The organism is Cloacibacterium sp. (genome assembly GCF_047601505.1).
Lineage (GTDB): Bacteria > Bacteroidota > Bacteroidia > Flavobacteriales > Weeksellaceae > Cloacibacterium.
The window spans coordinates 2596323-2613265 of the sequence record NZ_JASGJD010000001.1; the positions used below are offsets into that span (position 1 = coordinate 2596323).

At 29.2% G+C, this 16943-nt stretch carries 17 protein-coding genes; 6 read left to right on the forward strand and 11 right to left on the reverse strand.

Going from position 1 to position 16943, the window contains the following annotated elements:
- Positions 1 to 65: 65 nt before the first annotated feature.
- A complete protein-coding gene (locus QM746_RS11835; RefSeq protein ID WP_414984416.1) occupies positions 66 to 1037 on the reverse strand; it encodes an NAD(P)H-quinone oxidoreductase in 972 nt (323 codons plus the stop codon).
- A gap of 11 nt (positions 1038 to 1048) precedes the next feature.
- Entirely contained in the window at positions 1049 to 1606 is a 558-nt protein-coding gene (locus QM746_RS11840) for a hypothetical protein (RefSeq protein WP_414984417.1), read from the reverse strand.
- Between the two features lie 129 nt (positions 1607 to 1735).
- On the opposite strand from QM746_RS11840, the gene QM746_RS11845 reads away from it, so the two are divergent.
- Positions 1736 to 2611 (forward strand): LysR substrate-binding domain-containing protein, encoded by an 876-nt coding sequence (locus QM746_RS11845; protein WP_414984418.1) that lies wholly within the window; start codon positions 1736 to 1738, stop codon positions 2609 to 2611.
- Between the two features lie 171 nt (positions 2612 to 2782).
- On the opposite strand, the gene QM746_RS11850 is transcribed toward QM746_RS11845, so the two are convergent.
- The gene (locus QM746_RS11850; protein ID WP_414984419.1) at positions 2783 to 3553 is read right to left on the reverse strand and encodes a class I SAM-dependent methyltransferase; all 771 of its coding nucleotides are present in this window, start codon (positions 3551 to 3553) and stop codon (positions 2783 to 2785) included.
- 338 nt (positions 3554 to 3891) lie between these two features.
- On the opposite strand from QM746_RS11850, the gene QM746_RS11855 reads away from it, so the two are divergent.
- The gene (locus QM746_RS11855; RefSeq protein ID WP_414984420.1) at positions 3892 to 4248 is read left to right on the forward strand and encodes a prevent-host-death protein; all 357 of its coding nucleotides are present in this window, start codon (positions 3892 to 3894) and stop codon (positions 4246 to 4248) included.
- A 137-nt stretch (positions 4249 to 4385) separates the two neighbouring features.
- Here QM746_RS11855 and QM746_RS11860 read toward each other — a convergent pair whose 3' ends face one another.
- Both QM746_RS11860 and QM746_RS11865 read right to left on the reverse strand, forming a co-directional pair.
- Entirely contained in the window at positions 4386 to 5207 is an 822-nt protein-coding gene (locus tag QM746_RS11860) for an alpha/beta fold hydrolase (RefSeq protein WP_414984421.1), read from the reverse strand.
- A gap of 158 nt (positions 5208 to 5365) precedes the next feature.
- A complete protein-coding gene (locus QM746_RS11865) occupies positions 5366 to 6196 on the reverse strand; it encodes a helix-turn-helix domain-containing protein (RefSeq protein ID WP_414984422.1) in 831 nt (276 codons plus the stop codon).
- Positions 6197 to 6402: 206 nt separating this feature from the next.
- On the opposite strand from QM746_RS11865, the gene QM746_RS11870 reads away from it, so the two are divergent.
- The 4 genes from QM746_RS11870 to QM746_RS11885 all read left to right on the forward strand — a co-directional run bounded on the left by QM746_RS11870 (position 6403) and on the right by QM746_RS11885 (position 10989).
- Complete coding sequence (locus tag QM746_RS11870; RefSeq protein WP_414984423.1) at positions 6403 to 7164, forward strand: histidine kinase; 762 nt, start codon at positions 6403 to 6405, stop codon at positions 7162 to 7164.
- Positions 7130 to 7846, forward strand: coding sequence for a LytR/AlgR family response regulator transcription factor (locus QM746_RS11875; protein ID WP_414984424.1), 717 nt, complete (start codon positions 7130 to 7132; stop codon positions 7844 to 7846). The genes QM746_RS11870 and QM746_RS11875 overlap by 35 nt, the downstream gene beginning before the upstream one ends.
- 101 nt (positions 7847 to 7947) lie before the next feature.
- The gene (locus QM746_RS11880; RefSeq protein WP_414984425.1) at positions 7948 to 10224 is read left to right on the forward strand and encodes a cation:proton antiporter; all 2277 of its coding nucleotides are present in this window, start codon (positions 7948 to 7950) and stop codon (positions 10222 to 10224) included.
- Between the two features lie 240 nt (positions 10225 to 10464).
- The gene (locus QM746_RS11885; RefSeq protein WP_414984426.1) at positions 10465 to 10989 is read left to right on the forward strand and encodes an AAA family ATPase; all 525 of its coding nucleotides are present in this window, start codon (positions 10465 to 10467) and stop codon (positions 10987 to 10989) included.
- Between the two features lie 45 nt (positions 10990 to 11034).
- Here the strand turns inward: QM746_RS11885 and QM746_RS11890 are convergent, their stop codons facing one another.
- From QM746_RS11890 to QM746_RS11915, 6 genes are all read right to left on the reverse strand, one after another.
- On the reverse strand, positions 11035 to 11793 hold the full coding sequence (locus QM746_RS11890) for a LytR/AlgR family response regulator transcription factor (RefSeq protein WP_414984427.1): 759 nt from the start codon (positions 11791 to 11793) through the stop codon (positions 11035 to 11037).
- A gap of 3 nt (positions 11794 to 11796) precedes the next feature.
- Complete coding sequence (locus tag QM746_RS11895) at positions 11797 to 12765, reverse strand: sensor histidine kinase (protein WP_414984428.1); 969 nt, start codon at positions 12763 to 12765, stop codon at positions 11797 to 11799.
- A 35-nt stretch (positions 12766 to 12800) separates the two neighbouring features.
- Positions 12801 to 14060 carry a retropepsin-like aspartic protease gene (locus QM746_RS11900; RefSeq protein WP_414984429.1) on the reverse strand — a complete coding sequence of 420 codons (1260 nt, stop codon included), beginning with the start codon at positions 14058 to 14060 and terminating at the stop codon, positions 12801 to 12803.
- Between the two features lie 12 nt (positions 14061 to 14072).
- On the reverse strand, positions 14073 to 14429 hold the full coding sequence (locus tag QM746_RS11905; RefSeq protein ID WP_414984430.1) for a YciI family protein: 357 nt from the start codon (positions 14427 to 14429) through the stop codon (positions 14073 to 14075).
- Positions 14430 to 14495: 66 nt separating this feature from the next.
- Entirely contained in the window at positions 14496 to 14933 is a 438-nt protein-coding gene (locus QM746_RS11910; RefSeq protein WP_414984431.1) for a nuclear transport factor 2 family protein, read from the reverse strand.
- Positions 14934 to 14989: 56 nt separating this feature from the next.
- On the reverse strand, positions 14990 to 16873 hold the full coding sequence (locus QM746_RS11915) for a BspA family leucine-rich repeat surface protein (RefSeq protein ID WP_414984432.1): 1884 nt from the start codon (positions 16871 to 16873) through the stop codon (positions 14990 to 14992).
- Positions 16874 to 16943: the final 70 nt, after the last annotated feature.

Below are 16943 nucleotides of genomic sequence, written 5' to 3' on the forward strand. Positions count from 1 at the left end.
AAATAATTATTTACATCTAAAGACACATTATTTTCATTTTTGTTGACTCATAATCCAAATATTAATTAATCCCAGCTCAGCATTACTTTCCCTATATGCTCTCCTTTTTCAAGGCATCGATGAGCTTCTATTACATCCCAATAAGGAAACGTTTTATAAACAACCGGTTTGAAGCATCCAGATTCAATTAGCGACCATACATTTTGATAGACTGCATTTGCTAATTGAGTTTTGTACCTATAATCTCTATCTCTAAGGGTACTTCCTGTTATGGTCAATCTTTTAGTCATAATTTCCCAAATGCTAAGCTCCACCTTATCTCCTCCTTCCGAATTGATATGAATTAAGCGACCTTCTTTATTCAGAATATTCAGATTTTTTTGAAAATAATCTCCACCCCGCATATCAAGAATCACGTCTACACCTTCATTCTTCAATTCTCTTTCAAAATCCTGTATTTTGTAATTAATACATAAGTCTGCTCCAAGCTCATAACAAAAGTCTGCTTTACTTTTCGAGCCAACAGTTGTCACCACTTTGATACCTAAAGCATGTGCAATTTGAATAGCTGTAATACCAATTCCGCTGCTTCCACCATGTACTAGTAAAGTTTCTCCAGATTGAATATGACCTCTCTCAAAAACATTTGACCAAACTGTAAAAATGGTCTCCGGTAAACTTGCGGCTTCAATAAATCCTAATCCACTAGGAACAGATAAACATTGCCCTTCATTAACCGTTACAAACTGCGAGTATCCACCACCTGAAAGTAAGGCACATACTTTGTCTCCAATCTTAAAACGAGTAACTTCAGAGCCACAAGCTACTATTACACCTGCTACTTCTAAACCCGGAATAATAATTGAATTTTCTGCTGGAGCGGCATATTTACCTTCACGTTGCAATATATCACTACGATTAATACCTGAAGCCTTTACTTCAATGAGTACTTCATTTTTTAAAGTATCTAAATTAGGAACATTTACAACTTTTAAAACATCTGGCCCTCCGAATTGTGTAATGATAATTGATTTCATTATTTTTTATTTTATAGTGGTAAATTATATTTTCCATACAACGCTTTATTTTCAATACTCTTAGCAAAGAGTGGCGTTTCTTCATGATTATGCGCATCAGATGCTTCCTGACGAGCTTTTGCAGCATTCTCTAATGTAATATTATTTTCTCTAATAAATATCAAAAATTCAAGTGTAGCAGTAGCATGGATTGTATTGGTAAATTTGCAACTATTTCCATCAATCTTTTCAGCTCTCAGCTCCCACAGCACTTGCACTTTAGAACGACCATTAGAAGTAATAGTATCTGAAAGAGAAAGCATTCGACAATAATCTGAGCTATATTCAGTAGCTACATAATGCTGAATGACAAGTGCCGTTCCCACATATTCTACATTAATAGACATTGGCTTACCTTCAAAATTAGTAGTAATACCTGCACCAATATGATTAACCGAACAACGTTGATACTCAGCATCTGGGAGATTTAATAACCAATCAGCAATGTTTACTTTTTCAATCGGAGCATTTATAATTGCTGATACGACAGATGCAGATAAGGCATTTTCTTTAGTTTGTAAAATTTCCATTTTTCTTAAATTTTAAATATTAATAATTTGATATGACAAAGTAAAACAATATCTCTTAATCTAGTAAACGACATTTTTCGATATAATTAATCGTTAATTTCGATTTAGAAAACTATCTTTGTTAAAAAAATGGAGCTACGTCAATTAAAATATTTTATACGAGCCGCTGAGTTGTCAAATTTCACTAAAGCTTCGGAAGAACTTTTCATTACTCAAAGTACTCTTTCACAACAAATAAAGGAATTGGAGAACAGTTTGAATATCTCATTATTCGACCGTATTGGAAAGCGAGTAAAACTTACTGAAGCTGGTGAAATAATGCTTCAATATGCAAGAAAAACGATTTATCAATCTGAAGAAAGCAAACAAGTTTTAAGAGACCTAAACAATCTAAAAACAGGTAAATTAATTATAGGATCTACTTATGGATTGACGCATATATTAATTAATTCTCTAACTTCCTTTAGCCAAGAATACCCTGACATACAAATTCAAATAGTGTTTGGTTCAACTTTAGAACTATTAAAAAAACTAAGAAATTATGAATTAGATTGTATACTTTCATTCCTTTCAAAGTCTAACAATAATTCAGATATAGAAACTGTAACACTTTTTACTTCAACATTGTCTCTCATCGTTCACAAATCACATCCTTGGAGTAGATTAAAAAAAATTTCTTTAAAAATGATAAAAGAAGTTCCCCTAGTAATTGCTTCTCAAAGCTATAGTATCCGTAATTATTTAGACGAAATTCTTACACAAAACAATGTAAGGTTAAATATACAAATGGAGATAAATGATATTCACAGTTTATTGAAACTTACCAATACCAAACGATGGAATACAATATTGATGAGTAGCTCTTTATTTGATTTTTCGGAGTTGAGAGCCATTCCTTTGGAAGAAAGAAATACCGAAAGAGAAGCTACAATCACTTTCTTGAAAGATATATATCATAAAAAGGCTATGCTAGCATTTCAGAAAGTTATATTAGAGAAAATTTAATAAAAACCCTCACTCATTTTAAGCAAAAAAACAGTTTCCAATAAAATAATAATTGCAGTCTTATTAACAAGAAGCAATTATTAAATATATCCCCTAAAAAAGGAAAACCCTTCTTCTGCAAACTTCTGCATTAGAAAGGTTTTTAATATAATATTTTAAAGAGTACTTAAATTATATTTTCTTTCCGATGAAAAAGACATAACCATAATATTCTTTAAATCGATCGTATAATTCTGATTCGTATCGTTGAGAGGTTATAAATTCTTCTACAGTTTTATTATTCTTATACTTCTCCAGAAAAACCTTTTGTAAACGTCTGGTTACAGCATAATAATTTGTCCAAACAGATTCAGGTAAAACAAATATTGCAATGGGTAAATATCCTGCTTTCTGCATTAGTCTTACTTTATTTGAAATAGTATCTATTTCAGGATAAGCTTTTTCCCAAAACTCTTGAATTTCAATAGGTCTTTCATCTGTAAACCACGTATTTTCTGTTACTGCAATATAGCCACCTTTTTTAAGATATTTCTTCCATTCATTCATTCCTCGCTCAAAACCTATATTATAAATAGCTCCTTCAGACCAAATTAAATCCAGCTCTTCTTCTTCAAAAGGCAAGCTTTCCATTGTTCCGACAATACCTTTTACCCTATTTTGAAGATTTTTATCTAATGCATTTTGGTTAAATTGTTCAATAAAATTATTCCAAATGTCGACACCAATAATTTGACAAGATATATTTTGTCCTAACACCATTGTTTGTCCTCCTGTCCCACAGCCAATATCAGCTATCTTAGAATGATCTGTTAAACCTTCAATAAAGCTCAATGCTTTAATTGTTATATTTGAGTTTCCAGGACCTTGTCTTTCGGTGCTTGAAAAATATTCATAGATTATATTTAAGTCAAAATCGTGAATTGTATGTATTTCGTTACTCATTGTTTCATTTTTTTTGTATTGCAGTAATACATTATTACCGCACGCTGATTATACTTTAATTATTACAATTGAAAACTTCTCGAATGAATGATCCGAGAATAAACGAATGAACAATCTATACTAGATGTATAAATTGTTTACAATACAATATCCAAGTTATTGGTTAACATTTTGCTAAATTACAAAAACATTAGTAAATTTAAGTATTACTTGTAACACATTTAAGCAACTATGATTTATAGTTGTTTATGTTCGACAAAAATGTAAATTCAAAATTTATAACTTTTTAATAGTTAATAAATATTTTGTAATTTTAATCATTAACAAAACAATAAACCATGAATTTCAAAATTGAACTCAACACACAAAAACGAGGCTCTAACATTGTTTTTCACAATATTATTTTTGACTTTTTTAAAATAAATATTGTAGAAAGACATAAAAAATCAAAACAATCACAATCCTCATTAGAATTTGCATTATTTAAAATCAGGACTATAAATAACAACATCATCAATACCAAAGAAGGCAATGCCAGATTCAAAATTAAAAAAAATCATTTAGAAACATACAAAAAATTAATTCAAATATTAAATTCTTACGAATATAAAAATAGACTTATTGATAGAAAAAATGCTGATCAAAAATTAGTTGACTTTATTTTAAGTTTAGTTATTTCTAATTATACGATATAATAAATTAAAATAGAGCTCATTGTTTTTAGAAATAATAAGTTAAGTTTACTATAATCACAAACAAAAAAAGCTAATTCTAAGCGAATTAGCTTCCATTCTTATTGAGCATTAAAATAAGTCAATTAATTTCTATATTCCTAAGAATTGATAAATTCAAGAATATCTTTATTAATCGTCTCAGCTTCTGTAGTTGGCATTCCATGAGGAAATCCTGGATAAATTATAAGTTTACCATTTTTTAATAATTCCGCAGCTTTTACCGCTGTTGTAGCATAAGGTACAATTTGGTCATCATCGCCATGTAAAACTAATACAGGAATATCTACAGTTTTAAGGTCATCTGTAAAATCTGTTTCTGAAAAAACTTTTATACAATCAAACTGAGCTTTTATTCCTCCCATCATTCCTTGTCTCCACCAATTCTCTTGAATTCCTTTTTTAACATCAGCTCCTTCCCTATTATATCCAAAAAATGGGAAAGTTATATCTTGATAAAATTGAGCTCTATGATGCTTTGTATTAAATCGAATATCATCAAAAACTGCCAAAGGAACACCATCAGGATTATTTTCATTTTGAATCATATAAGGTGTAATTGCGCTAACTAAAACAACTTTAGCCACTCGGTCTTTACCAAACTTTGCGGCATATCTTATTGCCTCTCCACCACCTGTAGAATGTCCAATATGAATAGTATTTTTTAAGTCTAAGAATTCTACTAACTCTGCTACATCTGCTGCATAGGTATCCATATCATTCCCTTTAAAAGTTTGAGTAGATCTTCCATGCCCTCTTCTATCATGTGCAATTACTCTAAATCCTTTTTCTAAGAAAAACATCATTTGAGCATCCCAATCATCAGATGTTAAAGGCCAGCCATGATGAAAAAAAATGGGTTGACCGGTTCCTAAATCTTTGAAATAAATTTCTGCTCCGTCTTTTACTGTAAACTTGTTCATAATTTTTAAATTTTAAATTGTTAATAATATTTTGATATGGCAAAATTGAGCTAAAAAAACAAAGGCATCAATGGACACTTTTCTCTTTGTATTGTACTTTTTTCCTAGTGATATAAAAATAAAAGCACAGCTTATAGCTATGCTTTATAATTAATTTATCAAATTTTAGAATTTTTTCTAAATGAGGCCGGCGACAAACCAGCATTTTTAGTAAAAAAGCGAACAAAGTATGCATCATCGTCATAATTTAAGTTATAGGCAATTTCTTTCACTGACATGCTTGTATAAAACAAAAGGCGTTTACTTTCCAGAATAAGCCTATCTTTAATTATATCATTAGGTGTTTTTTTACTGATAAGACTAATTTTTTTACCTAAATTTTTTGGGGTCATAAATAGCATATCAGCATAATCGGACACTTTATGATGAGTTTTATAATGTCGTTCTACTAACAAACTAAATTTTCTTAAAAAATTAACTTCTGTTTGCAAGTCATCATTTTCTAAATAATGTTGTTTTTTCCAAATTCTAGTAGATTTTAAAATAATTATTTTCAACAAAATTCTCAGCATTTCTTCAGTACTAGAATCTTCACTTTTCATTTCATTTTTTATTTCATTAATAATATTTTTAATCTCTTGAGATTGATTATCATTTAAAGAAATAAAAAGAATTTCAAAAACGTTATTATATAATATTCCATCACAGGCTACTTCATGATCATGAATTTCAATACAATAAAAATCTCTATTAAAATGCATTAAAGTAGCTTCTATGGCTTCACATGGCTTTATTACTATTTTAGGATTAACAAATAACAACGAATCTACATCCAACATAAATTCCTGAAAATCAACTTGTACAATTGAGCCTCTTGGAAAAAACAATATTTTTATGTCATTTTCAATAGAATTCCAAAATTCTTCATCTAAAGATTCTTTTGTAAAAGATATATTCCCAAAACGTTTATATGAAAATTGCTTAATCATAAAGTGAAATAATTAATAAAAATTTCAATTCATCTAACACTTGTTAACTTATTAATATTGAAACCTGAGCAAATATAAACTAAAGCAATCTTATTATAATATTAATTTATTGTCAATAAACATAAAATTGCTATAGAAATAATAAATAAAAATTTTATAGAATTGAACGTCTGTAATTTTTATCTTTGTTTATATTAATATTCAATATGGACTCTCTTTTTAGTAATACTTCTTGGGGTATAATTTTCATAATAGTTTTTTTGCTCACTACAATTATCTATTTAATTTATAACAACAATTCTCTTAAAAAACAAAAACATATTCTTACCGAGGAAAAAAAAGCATTAAAGAACCGTTTAAATACTATAAGATTAGATTATATAGAAACTAAATTAAGCCCGCATCTTTTTAAAAACATTCTCAACTCTGTACAATCTCATGCGTATCAAACTTATGTTTCACTTGATAAATTGTCTGGAGTTTTAGATTATATTTTATATGAAAGCAGTGAAAGATTTGTTTCTCCAAAAAATGAACTAGAATTCACTATTAATCTTATTGAGATTAACAAAATAAAGATGAATCCCCTTTTTAATTTCAGAATAAAAAATCATATTGATAAAGAAGATCCTACATATAATGAAAAAGTTTTAGCCCCGTTATTAACGGTAGATTTTATAGAAAACGCCTTTAAACACACCGATTTTTTAGCAGAAGATGCTTTTATTTATGTTTTACTTTCTCTTAAAAACGGGATTATTGAAATTAAAGTTCAAAACAGCATCTCCTTAAAATCTCCTTTAAGCAAAGACAACTCGGGTTTTGGAAGTGAATCTCTAGACCAAAGGCTGAAAATGATTTACAAAAAAAAATTCACTATTACCAAAGAAATCCACAACAATATTTTTACAGCACACTTAAAAATAGACCTTAATGACAAGTACAATCAAGTGCGTTATACTAGATGATGAGCTTTTAGCTATAAGTTATCTAAAGCTATTATGCGAGCAAATAGAAGATGTAGAAGTAATAAAGGTTTTTAATAATCCTTTAAACTTTCTGGCAGAAATAGAGCAATTGGATTGCGACTTGTGTTTTCTTGATATTGAGATGCCTGGAATAAATGGCTTGCAGGTTGCAGAAAAATTATTTGATAAGAATATAGTGTTCACTACAGCTTATAAAGAATATGCAGCAGAAGCTTTTGATTTAAATGTGATAGATTACATAAGAAAGCCCATCAAAAGAGAGAGACTTTTGCAAACAATAGAGAAAGTAAAAATTTTGCTCGAAAATTCTAAAAACAATTTTATTGAGTGGAATACCAATCTTGGAAAAAGCAGAATTTTCACCAACCAAATTTCTTATATTAAAGCTTCTGAAATTGATAGCAGGGATAAAGAAATTATTATGAAAGACCATTCTCATATTTTTTTAAAAAACATCAATTTCAAAACATTGTTAGAATTATTACCATCAAACGATTTTGCCCAAATAAACAAAAAAGAAATTATTGCTCTCAGATGCATTAAAGCATTTTCTTCAAACGAAGTTCTCACCAATATACCACAGCATGATGGAGAACAACTTCTAAAACTACATTTGAGCGAAGTATATAAAAAAAATCTCATAGAAAAATTTGAAAAATAAATTTCATTACATAAAAAAGCATCTTTATTGCATTTCACATTTCAAAATTTTACTGTCATTTTATTTCTTTTCACATTTGTATAGAAAAACAAGACGAAACAATGGAAAAGTACAGAAACTTCATTTTTTACATCCTAACAATAGCAATATTTTCAGGAGTAATTTATTGGTTTTTTATTCAAGGTAAAACTTTGGAATTAGGAGAAAATATTGTAATCAACGTTAAAGAGGGTTCTATGTGGAACAACTTTACAGAATCTTTCATGACGAACCTTCATCATCCGTTAGCATTATTACTTGCACAAATTGTTACCATTATTTTAACAGCTAGACTATTTGGATGGATTTGTATGAAATTAAAACAACCAGCGGTAATTGGAGAAATGATTGCTGGCATCGTTCTTGGCCCATCATTAGTAGGATTATATTTCCCAGAGTTTTCAGCTTTTCTTTTCCCAAAAGAATCACTTGGTAATTTACAATTTTTAAGTCAAATTGGGCTTATTCTTTTCATGTACATTGTTGGAATGGAATTAGACCTGAGCGTTCTGCGTAAAAAAGCCCATGATGCAGTAGTAATCAGTCATGCAAGTATCATTATTCCCTTTGCTTTAGGAGTTGGATTATCATATTACATCTATAAAGAGTTCGCCCCAAATGGAATTCAATTCAGCTCTTTTGCACTATTCATAGCTATAGCAATGAGCATTACAGCATTCCCTGTATTAGCAAGAATTGTTCAAGAGCGTAACTTACAAAAAACAAAATTAGGAACTATTGTAATTACATGTGCTGCAGCTGATGACATTACGGCATGGTGTATATTAGCTGCTGTAATAGCAATTGTAAAAGCAGGTTCTTTCGCTAGTTCTATTTATGTGATATTAATGGCTATTGCCTATGTATTTTTAATGATAAAAGTAGTGAGACCATTTTTAAAAAGAATAGGAGAATTACAATCTGGAAAAGGCATAATTAGTAAATCTATTGTAGCAATATTTTTCTTAACGTTAATTATTTCAGCTTATACTACAGAAGTTATTGGCATTCATGCATTATTTGGAGCTTTCATGGCAGGAGCAATTATGCCCGAAAACACTAAATTCAGAAATCTTTTTATAGAGAAAGTTGAAGATGTAGCTTTAGTTCTTCTTTTGCCTTTGTTCTTTGTTTTTACAGGACTCAGAACTCAAATTGGTTTACTAAACGATAGTCATCTTTGGATTATTACAGGCTTAATTATTATGGTAGCTGTAACTGGAAAATTTATAGGAAGTGCCCTTACTGCAAAATTCCTAAGAATAAATTGGAAAGATAGCCTTACCATTGGTGCATTAATGAATACTCGTGGTTTAATGGAATTGATTGTTCTAAATATTGGTTATGATTTGGGAGTATTAAGTCCAGAAATCTTTGCAATGATGGTAATAATGGCACTTTTCACTACTTTTATGACAGGACCTTCATTAGATTTTATTAATTACATATTTAAAGGTAAAAAATCGAGTATAGAAGAAAATGAAGATGAGAACAACGGCAAGTATAAAGTATTGCTTTCTTTTGACAAATCAGAATCTGGAGCTACCCTACTTAAGCTCGCTGACAATCTTACTCATAAAATGAATGGAAACAAAAGTATTACAGCAATGAATATAGCTCCTGTAGAAGAGCTACATCCTTTTGATATAGATAACTATGAAAAAGAACATTTTTATGAAGTAATAGAAACATCGCATCAATTAAAATTACAAGTAACTACTCTTTTTAAAGCATCTAATGATATAGAAGCTGAATTGGTAGATGCTACCAATAAAGGAAATTATGATTTTCTTCTCATTATGCTGGGAAAATCTATTTACGAAGGTACATTACTAGGAAAATTATTAGGATTCACAACTAAGATTATAAACCCTGAAAAACTTCTTAATACCGTAAAAGGCAAATCATACATCTTTGATAACTCTCCTTTTGATGATTTTACTTTAAGAATTTTGGATAAAACTAATATTCCTGTAGGGGTAATGGTAGATAAAAATTTTGAATCTGCTGATAAAATTTTTATCCCAATCTTCGATCTCAACGATTTTTACCTTATAGAATATGCAAAAAGGTTTATCAATAACAATGATTCACAAGTCATTATATTAGATGCCGCAGGGCAAATAAAAAAGAACATTGAAATTAGAGAACTCATCAGAAATATTGAACATATTGCACCAAACCACATCAGTCTTCATAACGAAAAGTCTATTGAAAAAGAATTCTTAAAATCTCAAGATTTAATGTTAATAAGCAGTAAAAGTTGGAAAAACCTTATTGATAGTAAAAGTTTATGGCTTTCTGACGTACCTTCTACCCTTATTATTTCTAATCCTTAATTAAAAATAATTCTTTTAAATTTCCAAAATATATTAAATTATTATTAATTAAAAAACGTAGTGCATTTATGCAAAAGAGATTTTTAAATTGTTAATATTATGGTTACTTTGTTTGTTAATCAACTGTATTACGGTTAAAGCTGTTATTTTCGCCAAAATTCTGATTTTAAAACTTTCAAAGTTTTAGCATAATTATTTCAATGCACTACGGCAATAACCTATAAATTTTCTTTTCAAAACATGAGAATAGCAATTACTGGAGCTCATCTAGTTGGAAAAACTACTTTAGCTGAAAAACTACAAGAATCTCTTCTTCATTATGAATTATATGCAGAACCCTATCATGAATTAGTAGAAATGGGATATATTTTTTCTGAATCTCCAACTTCTGATGAATATATAATACAACTAGAACATTCTATAAAACAAATTGAAAATAGTGAGAATGATGCTATTTTCGATAGATGCCCTCTAGATTTTTTAGCATATGCTCAAGCTGTAGATTACACATACAATTCCCAATCTATATTTAGTAAGGTTCAAAAAACCATGAGTAAGATTGATCTTCTTGTTTTTGTTCCTATTGAAATACCTGATGTAATTAATTGCTCAAACTTTGATTTGTTAGAACTCAGAGAGGATGTAAACGATATAATTAGAGACAATATCAATGATTTTGATATTGAAACATTAGAAGTTATAGGAAATCTACCCGAACGTTTAAACCTAATCCAAAAGAAAATTCAATCACTAAAATCGCAGTAATAAATTATCTATCTTAACCACAAAGCACAATAAAAAAGATTTCTTCTACTCCCCTACTTCGAGCCATTCTTTGAATTGAGTAACTTTCAATCGACTAACAATTGGTTGAGCTTCTGGTTCTACTTTAAGTTCTAAAATAACTTTTCTATTGAAATAAGGTTGAATGGTATTTATAGCATTCCTATTGATAAGCATTTGACGATTTATTCTGAAAAATAGACGTGGATTACATACGCTTTCAACATAATCCATTTTTTTAAAAACAGGATATCTCTTTTTATCAAATGTGTACAAATACAAAATATCTTGTTCTATCGCAAACATCGCAATATTTTCTATGAAAATTACAATTGTTTTATCTTTTTGTTGTGTAAGAAAACTATTTTGAAATAAAGAATTTTTATTGGAATTAATTGGTAAATCAAAGGTCACTTTAGATTTAAATCTTCCAGCAAGTTTCTTAAATTTTTGAAGTGCTCTTAGAATTTCTTCATCCTGAAAAGGTTTAAGTATATATTCTATTCCGTTATTTTTTATTGCTTGAAGCGCATATTCATCATAAGCAGTACAAAATATTATTGGTATATTAATATCTATATGTCTAAAGATTTCAAAACTATGACCGTCTGATAAATGAATATCAAGAAATATCAAATCTATATTTTGGTTATATTTTGCAAGATAAGAAACAGCCTCAGAAATAGAATCTATGGTTTTAATCACGATAAAATCTTTATCTGTTTCAATAATGTCTTGTAAAATTCGTGCAGTATGAAGCTCATCCTCAATTAATAAAACATTCATAAATTAAATAAGTTTTAGTTTTACTTCAAAAAAATCATCAGTTTCAAGCTTAATAATTCCATTAGAGATTTTGAGCAGCTCATAACGTTGTGCAATATTATGAAGTCCAAATCCTGAAGACTCTTCAATAGTAAGCTTAGGGAGTTTATTATTTTTTACAGAGATATAATTATTTGAATCTGAAGTAATTGTTATCTCCAATGGATTAGACAAACTTGTCTTATTATGTTTAAAACAGTTCTCTGCTAAAATTTGCAAACTCAGTGTTGGAAGTTGTCTTTTTAACAGCTCTTCATCAATGTCTATCATTATATTAATACCACCTCCATATCTTGTTTGTATCAAAAACAAATATGATTTAAGAACATCAATCTCCTCTTTAAGTAAAGTAGTTGACGTATTATTCAGAGTCAATGTCATGCGGTAAAAATTAGATAAATTCATCACAAATTGCTCAGAAAAAGGATTATTATTTCTAATCATTGTCCTCAAAGTATTGAAAGAGTTGAATAAAAAATGAGGATCTACTTTTGTGCGAAGTTCTTGAAGCTGAACTTTATAAATTTCTGATTTTATCTGTTCTTTTTCCAATTCTAGTTTAGAAATATTTTCATTAGCCTTAAGAGCATATTGAATAATTAAGAACAATACAGCCGCAAAAAATAATTTAGTAATAAAAGCCCATTTTATAGTATTGGGAATTTTGAATACAAAAAATACAAAAAGTGTATATACAATTATCGCAAATAAAAAAACAATTCCAGAGATTATCCAATTTCTATATTTTGTCTTAATTCTTGAGCCCCATAATAATAAATACCAAAGGATGTATATTACAAAAGATGCATAGAACCAACGCTCATAAAAAGTATAAAAATGGACTCCATTTGCCTCCGAATTAGAAAAAAAATTAAGCCCAGGCAATATTATTGCCAAAGCAATGGGTAAAATAGTATTGATTCTTCTTTTCATTCTTGGATTTGGAATAATGAATTATTGCAAAAGTATTATTCAAAGCTAATGAACATTTCTTTAAAATTAATCTTCATTTTTTGAAACTTCTGAATAAAATCCTGACCAATATTTCCATAAATTTTCCCTTTCTTTTCAGATTTATTAATCAATAAGAATACATTATCAAGATTCGTCTTTTTACCCGAAACTTCGAATTCTCTATTTATACGATATCCTTTTTGCTTATCATTTCCGCCAGCGCCGCCAAAATCTATTTCTGAAAGTTGATAATTTTGTTCAATAGTTTTTTGATTTTCAAAAAAATAAGGTCTGTACAGCAAAGTCGTATTTGCTCCAGTATCAAAAGTATAAGGATTTTCATCAAAAAAAATCAAAGGAATTAATCCGTCCAAAGCCATATTTTTAGATTTTTCAACATTAGCTTTTGTATTTTTTGAAACGATAAAATGATTATCTCTTGTAATTACAATCTCGTTCATTGCTTCAATAATTGGGAAACCTATAATTCCATTGATTTGATAAGCAATCTGTGGAAAAGCCAAATCAGCATCCTCAAAAACCAAAAAGACCACATTTTTTATCACTATTTTTCCAATTTTCAGTTCTTTACAAACCGCAGAGTGAGCCGTAACAACTTTTCCTGTAATGGCATTCACTTCTATTTTTGATGGGAAAATCTCTAACCCAAATTTCTTTGCCAAAGAATTTGTAATCACAGAAATATTGGCTCCCGTATCAAACACAAAATCTACAGAATCTTGCTTTACAGAGATATTGATGTTTTTTAAACCCGCTTTATCCTGTTTTAAAAGTAAATTGGTATCGTTATGAACAAAAACTTCTTGCTGAGGAACATTTTTAAGAGAATACCAAAGATTAAAATCATTTTCAAGGTCTTTCATTTGCTCTGTAGAAAGCTTTTTTGAGAATTTTTGTTGAATAATTTTAATAGTTTCAGCTGCTTTTCCGTATTGATAGAGTTTGATGAGATTGTCTTTTTTAGTGTAATATAATTTCTGCAACAAAGAATCTGGTACATTTTTCTGATTTAAAAGAATTTGTATATTTTTTTCGGAATCTTCCAGTTTATTAAAAACATTATCGAGAATCGCTTTGGAATAAGTTTGTTCTTCTTTACTAAATTCATTTTTATTTTCATCAAATAAATATTGAGCTTTCAGATAATTCTTTTGCTCTAACAATTGATAAATCACAGAAAAAGAATCCTCTTTTTGCTGTGCCGATATTGGCACTAAAGAAAAAAACAATATAATGAACAAAATTTTTTTCATACCTATTTTTTATTATTCATTATCATTTGGATTAACTACCGCTCTTACTTCCACATTACCACCAATCATTAAAATAGGACATTCTTTTGCTATGGAAACTGCTTCTTCAACGTTACCAACTTTTACAACAATATAACCATTAATAAATTCCTTAATTTCGGTAAAAGGCCCATCTATAATTACGTCATTTGATTTTACAGTCTTTGCTACAGATATGGATAAGCGGTTTCCTTGATTCGCCAGTTTTTCATGTGCAGCGATGCTTCCCATCCAATTCATCCAGTCAGTTTGTACTTTTTGTATTTGTTCTTTTGATGGTTTTAGTTCGGGATTTGCACTGTTTCTGAAAATTAAAACAAATTCTTTCATGATATAAAAATTTAAAGTTTAGTTTTATTATGATTAAAAATACTTATTAGAAACATTCTCAAAAAATCACTTCAAAGCTTCCATTCTTTCTGAAGCCAAAGTTGGTAATTCTAAATTTCCATATTGTTTATCAAAATTAAATTTTAGTGATGAAATTAACCATTTTTCATTCTCTAAAATTAATTTGACATTGTAAAAGCCTTCTAATACCCAAATATCTTGCTTTATAAAATGTTCTGCTTTTCCTCCAAAATAGATTTCTGCATCATTTTCATTTTTTGTTTCTTTAAAATAAAAAATTTGATGATTTGTGCGTTCAAAACCTGGTAAAAAAGAAGCCCAAGAGGAGACTACCTCAGAAGAACTTAATTCTGTTGCAGGATTACCGTTTATAGAAGAATAGTCAAGAAGAATCGTATCTCTCATCAATTTCTTAACGATTTCCCAATCTCTTTTGTCAACATTCTCAAAGAATGTTTTGATAATATTAATAATATTTTCCATTTTTTATTCTAAGACTAATTGTTTTTCAAAAAAACAGTAATAAACAATAACATATTTTATTTTTTCACAATTTTATGAGTACTAATTTTCCCATCAGATTCAACTATTTTCATCATATAAATACCTAAAGGAAGTTTTCTTAGGTCAACTTCAGTAATAGACATTTGTTTAAAAACAATCTGACCGTTAACATTATAAACTGTTACTTCTTTTACTTTTTGATTTGATTTGATATAAACTTTATCAGATGTGGGATTCGGATAAATATTTACTGATTTTTTATTAGAATTTATATCATCTGTTGCTAAGTTAACCGTACAAGATGCATCAAAAATATCGTCCTCTATTGTCCATCCTTTATTGGTTATTAATTGGTTTCTATACGTTTGACCTTCGCTACCATATTTTAAATTATTCGCACCAAGCGTTTTGTTGATTGGCATGGCAGAATTTTGCGCCCAACTTTTAAGGGTTTTACTATAATTTTCACAATTTAGACCAGAAACATTTAACATACTATTTAAATCTACGGCTGAATTATATTTCCAATTCCAACTCCCTATATTTTGATTGAATGCCGTACTATTAAAAAACATATAACTCATGTTTACCACATTAGATACGTTCCAATTGCTTAAATTTTGGTTGAAAGCCAATGCTCCAGCAAACATGGAATACATAGATGTTACTTTGGAAGTATTCCAATTGCTTATGTTTTGATTGAATTTATAGGCGCCAGAAAACATAGAACTCATCTCGGTTATATTTGATGTATCCCAATTCCCAATGTCTTGGTTGAATGATTCTGCATCCTGAAACATCTGATTCATTTTGGTTAATTTCGTGGTAACCCAACCGCTAATATTTCCATTGAATGCTGTGGCATTCAAAAACATTAAATTCATGTGGGTGACATTTGAAGTATTCCAATTTAAATTCTGATTGAATGCAATAGCATTGTTGAACATGTAAGACATATCTATAACTTTTGACGTGTCCCAATCCCCTATATATTGGTTAAAATTATCAGTAGCAGCAAACATATCAACCATTGTTGTAACGTTTCCTGTATTCCAATTGGCAATATTTTGGTTGAATGATTTTGCGGCCAAGAACATAGCAGACATATCGGTTACTTGAGAAGTGTCCCAATTTCCAACCGCTCCATTAAAATTTCTTGCTTTGTTAAACATTGCTCTCATTGATGTAACTTTAGAAGTTTTCCAACTATTTAAATTTTGGTTAAATTCAAATGCACTGCTGAATATCTGATCCATATCCGTTACATTTAATGTATTCCATGTATCTATATTTTGGTTGAATTTTTGTGCATTATAGAATAATGAGTTCATACTTTTCACCTTGGAAGTATTCCAGTTGCTAATGTTTTCATTAAAATTTATAGCTCCGTTGAACATTTGGTCCATATAAAGGACATTAGAAGTATTCCAACTGTTCATATTAGGAACCGCATCCAAACTTTGACATTTACGAAACATAGCAAAAAAATCAGTCACCCCTGAAAAATCAGGAATATCAGTAGCCGTAATTTTAAGATTTGTACAACCGTCGAACATATATCCCAAATTGGAATTCCAATTGACAGTTCCCCACTGGCTGAATTCAATTAATTTTTTAGCATCGTCTCCAGGAGAATCCGTCCCTCCCAATTTGAAAACTCCTGTAGGCGAAATTTTAACGATATAAATTCCTGCCTGTGGCATTACAACCGTGGTATTGTTTAATCCTGAGCCACTTCCTGTTATTGAGGAGTTCGTGGTGTTTTGATAAGTGTAATTAAACGCTCCCAATGCAAAGATTTTTATCTCCTTGGAGTCATCATTAAGAATATTTGTATTCCATTTTGTGATAATTGGATTTTGGGCATTTACAATTATCACTAGTGCAAATGCTAAAAAAAGAAAGATTTTTCGTGACATATTTTAAATTTTATTAGTATTTATATAACTCAACGATTAACTATTATAAATAGGGATATTTTAATTCTTT

Bases quoted from the DNA above. Each gene is read 5' to 3' on its own strand.
- QM746_RS11835 (WP_414984416.1), bottom strand. From the start codon at position 1,037: ATGAAATCAATTATCATTACACAATTCGGAGGGCCAGATGTTTTAAAA.
- QM746_RS11840 (WP_414984417.1), bottom strand. From the start codon at position 1,606: ATGGAAATTTTACAAACTAAAGAAAATGCCTTATCTGCATCTGTCGTA.
- QM746_RS11845 (WP_414984418.1), top strand. From the start codon at position 1,736: ATGGAGCTACGTCAATTAAAATATTTTATACGAGCCGCTGAGTTGTCA.
- QM746_RS11850 (WP_414984419.1), bottom strand. From the start codon at position 3,553: ATGAGTAACGAAATACATACAATTCACGATTTTGACTTAAATATAATC.
- QM746_RS11855 (WP_414984420.1), top strand. From the start codon at position 3,892: ATGAATTTCAAAATTGAACTCAACACACAAAAACGAGGCTCTAACATT.
- QM746_RS11860 (WP_414984421.1), bottom strand. From the start codon at position 5,207: ATGAACAAGTTTACAGTAAAAGACGGAGCAGAAATTTATTTCAAAGAT.
- QM746_RS11865 (WP_414984422.1), bottom strand. From the start codon at position 6,196: ATGATTAAGCAATTTTCATATAAACGTTTTGGGAATATATCTTTTACA.
- QM746_RS11870 (WP_414984423.1), top strand. From the start codon at position 6,403: ATGGACTCTCTTTTTAGTAATACTTCTTGGGGTATAATTTTCATAATA.
- QM746_RS11875 (WP_414984424.1), top strand. From the start codon at position 7,130: ATGACAAGTACAATCAAGTGCGTTATACTAGATGATGAGCTTTTAGCT.
- QM746_RS11880 (WP_414984425.1), top strand. From the start codon at position 7,948: ATGGAAAAGTACAGAAACTTCATTTTTTACATCCTAACAATAGCAATA.
- QM746_RS11885 (WP_414984426.1), top strand. From the start codon at position 10,465: ATGAGAATAGCAATTACTGGAGCTCATCTAGTTGGAAAAACTACTTTA.
- QM746_RS11890 (WP_414984427.1), bottom strand. From the start codon at position 11,793: ATGAATGTTTTATTAATTGAGGATGAGCTTCATACTGCACGAATTTTA.
- QM746_RS11895 (WP_414984428.1), bottom strand. From the start codon at position 12,765: ATGAAAAGAAGAATCAATACTATTTTACCCATTGCTTTGGCAATAATA.
- QM746_RS11900 (WP_414984429.1), bottom strand. From the start codon at position 14,060: ATGAAAAAAATTTTGTTCATTATATTGTTTTTTTCTTTAGTGCCAATA.
- QM746_RS11905 (WP_414984430.1), bottom strand. From the start codon at position 14,429: ATGAAAGAATTTGTTTTAATTTTCAGAAACAGTGCAAATCCCGAACTA.
- QM746_RS11910 (WP_414984431.1), bottom strand. From the start codon at position 14,933: ATGGAAAATATTATTAATATTATCAAAACATTCTTTGAGAATGTTGAC.
- QM746_RS11915 (WP_414984432.1), bottom strand. From the start codon at position 16,873: ATGTCACGAAAAATCTTTCTTTTTTTAGCATTTGCACTAGTGATAATT.